Raw genomic sequence first — 12,764 nt, 5'->3', positions numbered from 1 at the left:
GGGTCAGTCCACCGTCACATAGTCGGGGCCGGAGTAGCGGCCGGTGGCCAGCTTCTGACGCTGCATCAGCAGGTCGTTCAGGAGCGAGGACGCGCCGAAGCGGAACCAGTGGTTGTCGAGCCAGTCCTCGCCCGCCGTCTCGTTGACGATGACCAGGAACTTGACCGCGTCCTTGGAGGTGCGGATACCGCCCGCGGGCTTCACCCCGACCTGGATGCCGGTCTGGGCGCGGAAGTCGCGGACCGCCTCCAGCATCAACAGGGTGTTCGCGGGCGTCGCGTTGACGGCGACCTTGCCCGTCGACGTCTTGATGAAGTCCGCGCCGGCCAGCATGCCGAGCCAGCTCGCGCGCCGGATGTTGTCGTACGTCGACAGCTCGCCGGTCTCGAAGATGACCTTGAGGCGGGCGGCGCCCGAGGCCTCCTTCACGGCGACGATCTCGTCGTGGACCTTCATGTAGTTGCCCGCGAGGAACGCCCCGCGGTCGATGACCATGTCGATCTCGTCGGCGCCGGCGGCGACCGCGTCGCGCACGTCGGCCAGCTTCACGGCGAGCGCGGCACGGCCGGCCGGGAAGGCGGTGGCGACGGAGGCGACCTTCACGGAGGAACCGGCGACGGCCTCCTTGGCGGTGGCCACCATGTCGGGATAGACGCAGACGGCCGCGGTCGAGGGGCTCGTCCGGTCGGTCGGGTCGGGGCGGACCGCCTTGGCGCCGAGCGCCCGGACCTTGCCGGGAGTGTCCGCGCCTTCGAGCGTCGTCAGGTCGACCATCGAGATGGCGAGGTCGATGGCGTACGCCTTCGCGGTGGTCTTGATGGAACGGGTCCCGAGCGAGGCGGCACGCGCCTCCAGGCCGACCGCGTCGACGCCGGGCAGCCCGTGGAGGAAACGGCGCAGCGTGCTGTCGGACGCGGTGACGTCACCGAGAGCGTGTGCTGTGGGTGCAGTGGTGGGCATGGTCACCAGACGAGCATATCTACGCGCGTAGCGGCTTGTACACCCCGGGGGAGATCCGCGCCCCAAAGGGGCGCGGGGAACGGCGCGAGCAACCACAACGCACCCGCGGTCGCGAACGCACAGGTCCCCAACGGCGACAAGGCGAACGGCTGAGGCACAATCGGCACCATGACGACCCCGCACCACGAGCCCTCCGCACCGCAGCCCCCGCTACCCATGTCCAGGGACCGTATCTACCGGTCCCCCATGGGCATCGTCGGCGGCGTACTGCTGCTCGGCATCGGGCTGTGGCTCGGCATCGACGCCCTCGCGCGCGGGCACGGCCGCACCCCGTGGCTCGCGCTCGCGGGGCTGATCCTCGTGGTGCCGCTGGTGGCGGCCTTCACGTTCCGCCCGGCGGTGTACGCCAACGAGGACCGGCTGCGCGTGCGCAACCCCTTCCGGCTGATCGTGCTGCCGTGGGGCGAGGTGGCCGCGCTGCGGTCCGGGCTCTCGAACGAGGTCGTCGCCAAGTCCGGCACCAAGTTCCAGCTGTGGGCGATCCCGGTCTCGCTGCGCGGCCGCAAGCGGGCGGCGCGGCGCGAGGCACGGGCCGCGGCGGAGGCCGCGGGCGGCGGGCGGACCGCCCGGGGCGGCAGGGCCGGGGGCCTCGGTGGCGGCTTCGGCGGCGGGCTCGGAGGCGGGTTCGGAGGATTCGGCGGGGGCCTGGGCGGCGGGTCCGGGGCCGGTGAGCCCACGCGGGCGGAGTCCGACCAGATCATGAGCGACCTGCGGGAACTGCTGGAGAACCGGGAGCAGGCGGAGTCGGCGCAGGGCGAGGTCACGGTGCGCTGGGCGTACGAGGTGATCGCCCCGGCGCTCGCCGGCGCCGTGGTCCTGACGATCCTGCTGGCGACGGGCTGACCGGACCGCGCTCCTGCCGGTGACGGTTGACCGGGTGACCGGACCGAACCGCCACCCACCCCCTCCCCGCGTTCACAGTTTTCCGGGTCATCATTCGACATTCGACATTCGACATTCGACCCGAACTCGGCCGCGACGGCGGTCCCCCCACCCGGAGGCGAAGCCGAGCCACACCGACCACGCCCGTGGTCCGAGTCTCTGGGAAGTCATGGACACGAGAGTCCGGGAGCCGCTGCGGCTGCCCGCCTCCGCGATACCCGACGGCTCCCTCCGCTGGCGCGGTGAGCAGGTGCGCCGGTGGACGGAGGCGCTGCCGCCGCGCCGGACATCGATACGGCTGCGGCTGCGGTACATCAAGCTCGTGGTGCTGTGCGCCTGGCTCGCCGGGTACGGGCTGATCTACTCCACCCACCTCTCCCCGTACCTCGCGGCTCTGCTGCCGCTCCAGACGGTCTGGCTGCTGTGGCGGCCCGAGGTCATGTGGTACACGGCGTCGGCCCTGTTCGCCGCCCTGGTCGTGCAGGAGTCGTTCGCGCCGGCGACCTGGTGGGTGCTCGCCCTCGCCGCTTCGCTGCTGGCGGGCTCGGTCGCGCTCGCCGAGATCCGGACCCGCGCGGGCCTGCGGCAACGGGAGGCGGCCCTGGCCGCGTCCGACGGCGTCACGGCCCTCCTCCCCGATGCGGGAAGGCCGGTCCGGCGCGGCCGGTTCCTCATCGGCGCCGGAACGTTCCTGCTCGTACCCGGCGCCGTCCTGACCGCCCTGGCGCCACTCATCTCCGACGCCGAGGACCAGCGGGCCGCCGTGATGACCGGCTGCTGTGTGACGGGACTCGGCTTCACGGTCCTGCTGTCCGGTGTGCTGGGCCGACGGCGGGCCCGCGCGCTGCGGCAGGCTCCGGCACCCGTGCTGCGTGTGCTGGTCCGGGAGACCGCACACGGCGACACGGAGGTCCTCGCCGCCGACGACACGGCCGCGCTACGGCCCCTGTTCCGGGTCGCCGTCTCGGAACCGGACAAGACGGCAGCCGGTACCCACACCGTCGACCGCGCCGCCAAGGACGCGGAGAACCCTGAGGAATTCGAGGACGCCGACGACCTCCCTACCGCCCTCGACGACGTCGTCGACGACGTTCTCGACGACGTCCTCGGCGGCGGTCGCGTCCCCGTCGAGCGTTCCGGCCCCCTCCGCGAGGCCGTCCTCTACGGCACCCCCTACGACGGCGCCGAGATCCTCCTGGTCAGCGCCGCCCCGAAGCCGGGCGGGGCGCCGCGGACGCAGTGGTCGACCGGGCCCGTAAGGCCGTTGTCGGAGCCCGAGGTGCGACGGCGGCTCGTGCGGGCGAAACGGGCGGCGGTCCGGGCGGCCCGGAGCGACGCGCGGCACGCGGAACTGGTCGCGACGGTGCGGGCGGAGAGCGTCGAGACCGTGCCGGTACGGCGCTGGCGGGCGGGCCCGGTGGACTGGCTGGCGACTTTCCTCATGGCGCAGTGCGCCGTCTGGCTGTACTGGGCCGCGATCGACGAGAGCCTCTGGCACCGCGTCCTGCTGGTCTTCGTGGGGATGACGGGAGCCACCCGGATCCCCGTGAAGCTGTCCTGGCGCATCACCGCCGACCGCACCGGCATCTGGCTGAACGGTCTGCGCCGGCCGCGGCACATCCCCTGGAAGGACCTCCGCTCGGCCCGCCGCGAGGGGTTCGACCTGAAGCTCCGGTGGCGCGGCGGCGACACGTGGGTGGTCGCCGCCCCCCACTCGGCCCGGCTGCAACGCAGACGCGGCCTGATCCACCCCTACGACGCCCTCGCCGCCGAACTCTCCGTGATGATCGCCGACCCGGCCCTGCGGCCCACCGGTGAGAGCGGGGAGGAGGAGCACGGGCGCCCGCTGTGGCCGTTCGCCGCGGTCCTCGGTGTCGCCTGGATCGCGGCGCTCGTCACGCGGTGGCTGTACTGACCGGCCGACGCCGCAGGCCTCTACCGGGGCGACCTCACCGATCTCACCCTCCAGTCCTGCGCGTGGGACCGGCCACGGGGTTCAGCCACTTCGCACCTGACTGAACCCCGCGAAGGGGCAAGGGAGTTGGCGGCGGGCCGCTCAGATACTCAGATACCGGCCGCAGCCGACAGGTCCCGCTTGATCGTCGCCAGCGTCTCGGCGGCCCGCGCGCGGGCGGCCGGGAGGTCGACGTGTGCGGCCACGGGAACCACGACCTCCAGGTAGCACTTCAGTTTGGGCTCGGTGCCGCTGGGCCGGACGATGACGCGGGCACCGTCGAGCGTGTAGCGCAGGCCGTCCGTGGGCGGGAGCAGTTCCGTGCCCTCGGTCAGGTCCTCGGCCCTGGTGACGGCAAGCCCGGCCAGCTCGGTCGGCGGCCGCTCGCGCAACCGCCGCATGGCGTCCGCGATGACGGTCAAGTCCTCCACCCGCACCGACAGTTGATCGGTGGCGTGCAGACCGTGCGTCACGGCGAGATCGTCGAGGAGATCCAGCAGATCACGGCCCTCCTCCCTCAACTCGGAGGCCAGCTCGGTGATGAGCAGGGCGGCGGTGATGCCGTCCTTGTCCCGCACACCGTCGGGGTCCACGCAGTAGCCGAGGGCTTCCTCATAGCCGTAGCGAAGCCCGTCCACCCGGGCGATCCACTTGAAGCCGGTGAGGGTCTCCTCGTAGGGCAGGCCCGCCTTCTCGGCGATGCGGCCGAGGAGGGACGAGGAGACGATCGACTCGGCGAAGGTGCCCCGGGCGCCGCGCCGCACGAGGTGCGCGGCGAGCAGGGAGCCGACCTCGTCGCCGCGGAGCATGCGCCAGTCCCCGTCGGCCTTCACTGCCACGGCGCAGCGGTCGGCGTCGGGGTCGTTGGCGATGATCAGGTCGGGGTCCGTGGCCCGGGCCCGCGCGAAGGCGAGGTCCATCGCGCCCGGCTCCTCCGGGTTGGGGAAGGCGACGGTCGGGAAGTCCGGGTCGGGCTCGGCCTGTTCGGCGACGAGCACCGGCTCGGGGAACCCGGCGCGGGCGAACGCGGCGAGCAGGACGTCCTTGCCGACGCCGTGCATGGCCGTATAGACGGTACGGGCGGTGCGGGGGGAGCCGGGGGAGAGGACGGCGTCGGTACGGGCGAGATAGGCGTCCAGGACACCGTCGTCGAGGATCTCCCACCCGTCCTCCGGGCGAGGCACGTCGTGCAGGGAGACCACGGCGTCGATCTGGGCGGCGATCTCCGCGTCGGCAGGGGGCACGATCTGGGAGCCGTCGCCGAGGTAGACCTTGTAGCCGTTGTCCCGGGGCGGGTTGTGGCTGGCTGTGACCTCCACACCCGCGATGGCGCCCAAGTGCCTTATGGCGAAGGCGAGTACGGGGGTGGGGAGCGGGCGGGGCAGCACGGCAGCCCGGAGCCCCGCGCCGGTCATCACGGCGGCGGTGTCGCGGGCGAAGTCCGCGGACTTGTGCCGGGCGTCGTAGCCGATGACGACGACTCCGTCGGTGTGGCCCTGGTGCTTCAGATACGCGGCGAGGCCGGCGGCGGCGCGGATGACGACGGCGCGGTTCATCCGCATGGGTCCGGCACCGAGTTCGCCGCGGAGTCCGGCGGTGCCGAACTGGAGGGTGCCGCGGAAGCGCTCCGCGAGTTCCGTGACGTCCCCGGCGTCGATGAGCTTCCCCAGCTCCTCGCGGGTGTCCGCGTCGGGGTCCTCGGCGAGCCAGGTCTTGGCCCGCGCGATGAGATCGTCGTCGTGCACGTCAGGTCAACCTCTCGTGGTGTGGTGTACGTCAGCTTCTCGACTGACCGAGACGGGCGGGCGGGTGGGCGAATTCCTGAACGGTGCCTACAGCCGGCCCAGCACCTGGGCCAACAGCGACCCCATCTGCGTAGCGGAGTCCCGCCCCGCCTGAAGAACTTCCTCGTGGTTCAGCGGTTCCCCCGTCATCCCCGCGGCAAGGTTCGTCACCAGGGAGATACCCAGCACCTCCGCACCGGCCTCCCGCGCCGCGATGGCCTCCAGCACCGTGGACATCCCCACCAGGTCCGCCCCGATCACCCGAGCCATCCGGATCTCCGCCGGGGTCTCGTAGTGCGGCCCGGGGAACTGGGCGTAGACCCCCTCCTCCAGACCGGGGTCGATCTCCTTGCACAGAGCCCGCAGCCGCGGCGAATACAGATCCGTCAAGTCGACGAAGTTCGCACCGATGATCGGGGAGGCGGCCGTCAGATTGATGTGGTCGCTGATCAGCACAGGCTGCCCGGGCCGCATACCCTCCCGCAACCCCCCGCAGCCATTGGTCAGCACGATGGTCTTGCAGCCCGCGGCGACGGCCGTACGAACCCCGTGCGCGACGGCGGCGACACCGCGCCCCTCGTAGTAGTGGGTACGGCCGAGAAAGACCAGCGCGCGCTTGTCGCCGATCGCGTACGAGCGGACCCGCCCGCCGTGGCCCTCGACGGCCGGCGGCGGGAATCCGGGCAGCTCGGTGACGGGGAAGTCGGCCTCGGGCACACCGAGCGCGTCGACGGCCGGCCCCCAGCCGGAGCCCATCACAAGAGCGACGTCGTGGGTCTCGGCGCCCGTCAGTTCGCGCAGGCGCGTGGCGGCGGCGTCAGCGGCGGCGTGGGGGTCGCCCTGGATGTCGTCCGGAAGAAGAGATGCGTTCACGCGGTTGAGGGTAGCTGGTCTGGGCCTACGCGCGTAGATGACAGAGCTCACGGGATTGCGATCGTTGTCTTGTCGTTTCCAACGAGCCCCGTGACGGACGCAGTGTGTGGGAAGCCCTCAGCAGGGCCGCTTCCGCAGCTCCATCACATAGTCGTGAGGCGCGCCCGCCGACTCGGCGGCATCGGCAAGCTCGCCAAGATAACGAGCCGACGGCAGCCCGCCCTCATACCCATTGAGTACGTACACCCATGCGGGTTCCTCGCCGTCCAGGGTGTGCACCCGCACCCGCATCCGCCGATAGACGTCGAGGCCGACGCCCTCCCACCGGTCCATGGAGTCCTCGTCGGGCGGCGCGATCTCGTACAGCGCGACAAAGACCTGCGAGCGCGGCGCCTCCACGATCGTCGCGAGCGCGCCCTCCCAGCCCATGTGCTCACCACCGAAGGTCAGCCGCCATCCGTTCAGCCAGCCCGTGGCGCGCAACGGCGAGTGCGGAGCGCGGCGGGTCATCAGCCGCGCGTCGAGATTGCCGGCGTACGCGGCGTAGAGCGACATGCTCCGAGAGTACGGCAGCGAACCCACCCGCCACTCCCGTAACCGGGGGTACTCGGGCCACCCGCGTACGGCGAGAAGGTGACGTGTCGGGGGGTGTCCGCCCGCAGCGGTTGGCGCGTCAACGCGCCCCCGATCTCGAAAGGCCGATTCCGCGCCGTTCCGAGGACGGACACCCCCCGCGCGGCACCGACCCACACCCAACCGCAGGCGACCCACACCGAACCGCAGGCGAACCAAGCACCCCCGCAGCCCCCGGGCGGAAGCATCTTGAAGCGTGCGGGACAATGGGGTACGTGACTCGGATCGTGATCATCGGTGGCGGACCCGGCGGCTATGAAGCGGCGCTGGTGGCAGCGCAGCTCGGCGCGGAGGTGACCGTCGTCGACTGCGACGGTCTGGGCGGGGCGTCGGTGCTGACCGACTGCGTGCCGTCGAAGACCCTTATCGCGACGGCCGAGGTGATGACCACCTTCGACTCGTCGTACGAGGAACTGGGCATCATCGTGGCGGACGACACTCCACCCCTGGAGCAGGCGGCCAGAGTCGTGGGCGTCGACCTCGGCAAGGTCAACCGCCGTGTGAAGCGCCTCGCACTGGCCCAGTCGCACGACATCACCGCCTCCGTGACCCGGGCCGGCGCCCGTGTCATGCGCGGCCGGGGCCGGCTCGACGGCATGCAGGCGATCGACGGTTCCCGCAAGGTGATCGTCAAGGCGGCAGACGGCACCGAGGAGACCCTCGTAGCCGACGCCGTCCTCATCGCGACCGGCGGCCACCCCCGCGAGCTGGACGACGCCCGCCCCGACGGCGAGCGCATCCTGAACTGGACCCAGGTCTACGACCTCACCGAACTCCCCGAAGAGCTGATCGTGGTCGGCTCCGGTGTCACCGGTGCCGAGTTCGCCGGCGCCTACCAGGCCCTGGGCTCCAAGGTCACCCTCGTCTCCTCCCGCGACCGCGTCCTCCCCGGCGAGGACCCGGACGCAGCCGCCGTACTCGAAGACGTCTTCCGGCGCCGCGGCATGAACGTGATGGCCCGCTCCCGCGCCCAGTCCGCCAAACGGGTCGGCGACAAGGTCGAGGTGGTCCTCGCCGACGGCCGCGTCATCACCGGCTCCCACTGCCTGATGGCGGTCGGCGCCATCCCGAACTCCGCGGGCATGGGCCTGGAGGAGGCGGGCGTCAGGCTGCGCGACTCGGGCCACATCTGGACCGACAAGGTCTCCCGTACGACCGCTCCGGGCGTCTACGCGGCCGGTGACGTGACCGGCATCTTCGCGCTCGCCTCGGTGGCCGCGATGCAGGGCCGTATCGCGATGTACCACTTCCTCGGCGACGCGGTGGCCCCCCTCAACCTGAAGACGGTCTCCTCGAACGTCTTCACCGACCCCGAGATCGCGACGGTCGGCTACTCCCAGGCCGACGTCGACGCGGGCAAGATCGACGCCCGCGTCGTCAAGCTCCCCCTCCTCCGCAACCCGCGAGCGAAGATGCAGGGCATCCGCGACGGCTTCGTCAAGATCTTCTGCCGTCCGGGCACCGGGATCATCGTCGGCGGCGTGGTCGTGGCCCCCCGAGCCTCCGAACTGATCCACCCCATCTCGATCGCCGTCGACAACAATCTGACGGTCGAACAGATCGCGAACGCCTTCACCGTCTACCCGTCCCTTTCGGGCTCGATCGCAGAAGTGGCCCGACAGCTGCACACCCGCAAGGCGACGGGCGAAGTCTGAGGCCGCACCGACTCCCCGCTGGTCACGGGGAGTTGCCGCCCATTCGTACGGCATAGGCGCCGGGACTAACCCCTATACCACTTCTCGCCCCCCTGTGCGAACAACTTCTGCTATTCACCGCAAACAGCTGAAAGCAGACGGTCGTTGGGGTTACTGTCAGTTTCGTGTTCGCTGCAGAACGTCGCCAATTGATCCTCGAAATGGTGCGAGCGAATGGGGCTGTATCGCTCCGTGAGCTCGCCCGCGTCGTCCAGACCTCAGAAGTGACCGTACGGCGGGACGTGCGCGCACTGGAGGCAGAAGGACTCCTCGACCGCCGGCACGGCGGTGCGGTATTGCCGGGCGGGTTCACGCGGGAGTCCGGCTTTCCGCAGAAATCGCATCTCGCGACCGCCGAGAAGACGGCCATCGCCGATCTCGCCGCGAGCTTCGTCGAAGAAGGCGAAGCGATCGTGGTAGGGGCGGGTACCACCACACAGGAGCTGGCCCGCCGGCTCGCCCGGGTCCCCGGACTGACCGTAGTCACCAACTCCCTCCTTGTCGCCCAGGCGTTGGCCCATGCCAACCGCGTGGAGGTCGTGATGACCGGGGGCACCCTGCGCGGTTCCAACTACGCGCTGGTGGGCAGCGGGGCCGAGCAGTCCCTCCAGGGGCTGCGCGTCTCCCGGGCCTTCCTCTCCGGAAGCGGGCTCACCGCCGAACGCGGTCTCTCCACGTCCAACATGCTCTCGGCGTCCGTCGACCGGGCCCTCGTGCAGGCGGCGGCCGAGGTCGTCGTCCTCGCGGATCACACCAAGCTCGGTACGGACACCATGTTCCAGACCGTGCCCACGGACGTGATCACCCGCCTCGTCACCGACGAGCCCCCGGGCCACGACGACCGCGCCGCCACGGAGTTGCAGGCCCTTGCCGATCAGGGGGTGCAGATCGCCGTGGCCGGCGCGGCCGGAGGCCAGGGGGGTGATCAGGCCCCGACGCGGGAACAACGCCGCCGGGACGTACCCCTTCCGGCACCGCGACGGGGTCAAGTACCGGGGCTGCGCTCGGCGGGCGTACTCACTGGGGAGTCTCCTGAGCGGGAGCGCGCGGCTAGGGTGGCGGACTTGCGCAGGCGTTGATCGGTTCGGTTTCCAGGTGCGGCGCCGTCGTGGCCGGCCGCGCAGTTCCCCGCGCCCCTAAAAAGCGGCGTGAGTCTAAAGGGGCGCGGGGAACTGCGCGACCAGCCCCCACGGCCCGCACCCGAAGCACTACGGCTTGAGCCCTCGCAGAGTCAACGTCAGCAATCTGTCCGCCAGTTCAGGGTCCCCCGGGTTGCCCTCAGCGGCGAGCGCGATCGCATGCGTCAGCTGAAGCAGATCACCGATCTCGACGTCACCACGCACGTCCCCGGCGTCCTGCGCCCGGGACAGCAACGCACCCCCCGCTTCCCGGATAGGGCTGCTGCACCGGGCCAGGGCAGACGTCTCGTCCTGGCCCACCGCCATCAACGCCCGTGAAAGCCCCCGGTATTCACTCGCGTGCGCCACCATCTCCCGCAACCAGCTCACCAGAGCCACACACGGCTGCGGAGCGTCCCGCAACTCCCGTGAACGCGCGAGGAGTTCACCCACCGCGTCCTCGAAGACCGCGCTCATCAGGGCCTGCCGGTTCGGGAAGTGGCGGTACAGCGTGCCGATGCCGACACCCGCACGCCGGGCCACGTCCTCCAGGGACGCGTCCGTGCCGTGCGCGGCGAAGGACACCCGGGCCTCGGTGAGCAGCCGCTCGTAGTTGCGGCGGGCGTCGGCACGCAGACCCGCCGGCGGCCTGGCTGTGTCAGCCACGGGTCCCACCTGCCCTCCTCGGCGCGATACAGCGCGATACGGCGTTGTCCCGTCACATTACAGAGGTGCCCGGCGGACAGGCTGTTCCTGTCGGCCGGGCACCCCTGGACGTACCGCCGGATCAGTCCTTGATCTCGCAGATCGCGGCGCCGGACGTGATGGACGCACCGACCTCCGCGCCGAGGCCCTTGATCGTGCCGGACTTGTGCGCGTTCAGCGGCTGTTCCATCTTCATCGCTTCGAGGACGACGATGAGGTCGCCCTCCTTGACCTCCTGGCCCTCCTCGACCGCGACCTTGACGATCGTGCCCTGCATCGGCGAGGCGAGGGTGTCGCCGGAGGCGACGGGGCCGGACTTCTTGGCCGCCCGGCGCTTGGGCTTGGCCCCGGCGGCGAGGCCGGTGCGGGCCAGCGACATGCCGAGCGAGACCGGCAGGGAGACCTCAAGGCGCTTGCCGCCGACCTCGACGACGATCGTCTCGCGGTCCGCGTCCTCGTCCGCCTCGGCGTCCGTGGGGGCCGCGAAGGGCTTGATGTCGTTGACGAACTCGGTCTCGATCCAGCGGGTGTGGACCGTGAACGGCTCGGCGGAACCGGTCAGTTCAGGAGCGAACGCCGGGTCCTTCACCACCGCGCGGTGGAAGGGGATCGCCGTGGCCATGCCCTCGACCCGGAACTCCTCCAGCGCCCGCGCGGCACGCTGCAGCGCCTGCTCGCGGGTCGCGCCGGTCACGATCAGCTTGGCCAGCAGCGAGTCCCACGCCGGACCGATCACCGAGCCCGACTCGACACCGGCGTCCAGCCGGACACCCGGCCCGGACGGCGGGGCGAACGTGGTGACGGTGCCGGGCGCGGGCAGGAAGCCCCGGCCCGGGTCCTCGCCGTTGATGCGGAACTCGAAGGAATGGCCACGCAGTTCGGGATCGCCGTAACCGAGTTCCTCGCCGTCCGCGACACGGAACATCTCGCGCACGAGGTCGATGCCGGCGACCTCCTCGGTGACCGGGTGCTCCACCTGGAGGCGGGTGTTGACCTCAAGGAAGGAGATCGTGCCGTCCTGGCCGACGAGGAACTCGACGGTCCCGGCGCCGACGTAGCCGGCCTCCTTCAGGATCGCCTTGGACGACGAGTACAGCTCGGCGACCTGCTCGTCGGAGAGGAAGGGCGCGGGCGCCTCCTCGACCAGCTTCTGGTGCCGGCGCTGGAGGGAGCAGTCACGCGTCGATACGACGACCACGTTGCCGTGGGTGTCGGCCAGGCACTGGGTCTCCACGTGCCGGGGCTTGTCGAGGTAGCGCTCGACGAAGCACTCGCCGCGGCCGAAGGCGGCGACCGCCTCGCGGACCGCGGAGTCGTACAGCTCGGGAACCTCTTCGAGCGTGCGGGCCACCTTCAGACCGCGACCGCCGCCACCGAAGGCGGCCTTGATCGCGATGGGCAGCCCGTGCTGCTCGGCGAACGCGACGACCTCGTCCGAGCCCGACACGGGGTCCGGCGTACCGGCCACCAGCGGGGCACCGGCGCGCTGCGCGATGTGCCGGGCGGCGACCTTGTCACCGAGGTCCCGGATCGCCTGCGGCGGCGGGCCGATCCAGATCAGGCCGGCGTCGAGCACCGCCTGCGCGAACTCGGCGTTCTCGGACAGGAAGCCGTAGCCGGGGTGGACGGCGTCGGCACCGGACTCACGGGCCGCGTTCAGGACCTTCTCGATGTCCAGGTAGCTGCTCGCCGGTGTGTCACCGCCGAGGGCGAACGCCTCATCCGCGGCGCGGACATGCAGAGCGTCCCGGTCCGGGTCGGCGTATACGGCCACGCTCGCGATCCCGGCATCCCGGCAGGCCCGGGCAACGCGGACAGCGATTTCGCCACGATTGGCGATGAGCACCTTGCGCACGATTGAGGCTCCCTCCTTGAAACAAGCCGAGTTTAGGGACTGCCGACACGGCGCATCGACCCGTCCCCTGTGGTGAGCTTGCCCACACGGAGCGTGATGCGAGGCCCGCTCGACCCGCGAAATCCCTTGTCGCACCTCGGTACGCAGGACTCCTCGGGGAAACCCTAGCCCTCCGGTGTGGTCAAGGTCTCTGTGAGAGCGTGCCGCGCGCCACGCCGTTTCTTTGTGGAGTCCCTACGAATGGCC

At 71.0% G+C, this 12,764-nt stretch carries 10 protein-coding genes; 4 read left to right on the top strand and 6 right to left on the bottom strand.

Annotated elements, in window-relative coordinates; genetic code table 11:
- Positions 1-3: 3 nt before the first annotated feature.
- Positions 4-960 (bottom strand): deoxyribose-phosphate aldolase, encoded by a 957-nt coding sequence (gene deoC, locus ACIBJH_RS02395; protein WP_399115580.1) that lies wholly within the window; start codon positions 958-960, stop codon positions 4-6.
- A gap of 168 nt (positions 961-1,128) precedes the next feature.
- Here deoC and ACIBJH_RS02390 point away from each other — a divergent pair, with 168 nt between their 5' ends.
- Together ACIBJH_RS02390 and ACIBJH_RS02385 are read left to right on the top strand one after the other, a co-directional pair.
- Complete coding sequence (locus tag ACIBJH_RS02390; RefSeq protein ID WP_399114976.1) at positions 1,129-1,863, top strand: PH domain-containing protein; 735 nt, start codon at positions 1,129-1,131, stop codon at positions 1,861-1,863.
- Positions 1,864-2,071: 208 nt separating this feature from the next.
- On the top strand, positions 2,072-3,817 hold the full coding sequence (locus ACIBJH_RS02385; RefSeq protein WP_399114975.1) for a hypothetical protein: 1,746 nt from the start codon (positions 2,072-2,074) through the stop codon (positions 3,815-3,817).
- A 149-nt stretch (positions 3,818-3,966) separates the two neighbouring features.
- On the opposite strand, the gene ACIBJH_RS02380 is transcribed toward ACIBJH_RS02385, so the two are convergent.
- The 3 genes from ACIBJH_RS02380 to ACIBJH_RS02370 form a co-directional block, all read right to left on the bottom strand.
- A complete protein-coding gene (locus ACIBJH_RS02380; RefSeq protein WP_399114974.1) occupies positions 3,967-5,601 on the bottom strand; it encodes a phospho-sugar mutase in 1,635 nt (544 codons plus the stop codon).
- A gap of 87 nt (positions 5,602-5,688) precedes the next feature.
- A complete protein-coding gene (locus tag ACIBJH_RS02375; RefSeq protein ID WP_019066946.1) occupies positions 5,689-6,513 on the bottom strand; it encodes a purine-nucleoside phosphorylase in 825 nt (274 codons plus the stop codon).
- A 117-nt stretch (positions 6,514-6,630) separates the two neighbouring features.
- Positions 6,631-7,068 carry a gamma-glutamylcyclotransferase gene (locus ACIBJH_RS02370; protein ID WP_019066947.1) on the bottom strand — a complete coding sequence of 146 codons (438 nt, stop codon included), beginning with the start codon at positions 7,066-7,068 and terminating at the stop codon, positions 6,631-6,633.
- A gap of 284 nt (positions 7,069-7,352) precedes the next feature.
- On the opposite strand from ACIBJH_RS02370, the gene ACIBJH_RS02365 reads away from it, so the two are divergent.
- Entirely contained in the window at positions 7,353-8,801 is a 1,449-nt protein-coding gene (locus ACIBJH_RS02365) for an NAD(P)H-quinone dehydrogenase (protein WP_019072870.1), read from the top strand.
- 164 nt (positions 8,802-8,965) lie between these two features.
- A complete protein-coding gene (locus tag ACIBJH_RS02360; RefSeq protein ID WP_399114973.1) occupies positions 8,966-9,919 on the top strand; it encodes a DeoR/GlpR family DNA-binding transcription regulator in 954 nt (317 codons plus the stop codon).
- A 129-nt stretch (positions 9,920-10,048) separates the two neighbouring features.
- Here the strand turns inward: ACIBJH_RS02360 and ACIBJH_RS02355 are convergent, their stop codons facing one another.
- Together ACIBJH_RS02355 and ACIBJH_RS02350 are read right to left on the bottom strand one after the other, a co-directional pair.
- Positions 10,049-10,624: a TetR/AcrR family transcriptional regulator gene (locus ACIBJH_RS02355; RefSeq protein ID WP_399114972.1), complete on the bottom strand. Its 576-nt coding sequence runs from the start codon at positions 10,622-10,624 to the stop codon at positions 10,049-10,051.
- Between the two features lie 121 nt (positions 10,625-10,745).
- A complete protein-coding gene (locus ACIBJH_RS02350) occupies positions 10,746-12,518 on the bottom strand; it encodes an acetyl/propionyl/methylcrotonyl-CoA carboxylase subunit alpha (protein ID WP_399114971.1) in 1,773 nt (590 codons plus the stop codon).
- Positions 12,519-12,764 lie beyond the last annotated feature (246 nt).

Origin of the sequence: Streptomyces sp. NPDC050548 (genome assembly GCF_044457385.1) — a bacterium.
Taxonomy (GTDB): Bacteria; Actinomycetota; Actinomycetes; order Streptomycetales; family Streptomycetaceae; genus Streptomyces.
The sequence above is the reverse complement of the archived record's forward strand: the minus strand, read 5'-3'. Positions and strand labels throughout refer to the sequence as shown.

Bases quoted from the DNA above. Each gene is read 5' to 3' on its own strand.
- deoC (WP_399115580.1), bottom strand. From the start codon at position 960: ATGCCCACCACTGCACCCACAGCACACGCTCTCGGTGACGTCACCGCG.
- ACIBJH_RS02370 (WP_019066947.1), bottom strand. From the start codon at position 7,068: ATGTCGCTCTACGCCGCGTACGCCGGCAATCTCGACGCGCGGCTGATG.
- ACIBJH_RS02365 (WP_019072870.1), top strand. From the start codon at position 7,353: ATGGGGTACGTGACTCGGATCGTGATCATCGGTGGCGGACCCGGCGGC.
- ACIBJH_RS02390 (WP_399114976.1), top strand. From the start codon at position 1,129: ATGACGACCCCGCACCACGAGCCCTCCGCACCGCAGCCCCCGCTACCC.
- ACIBJH_RS02385 (WP_399114975.1), top strand. From the start codon at position 2,072: ATGGACACGAGAGTCCGGGAGCCGCTGCGGCTGCCCGCCTCCGCGATA.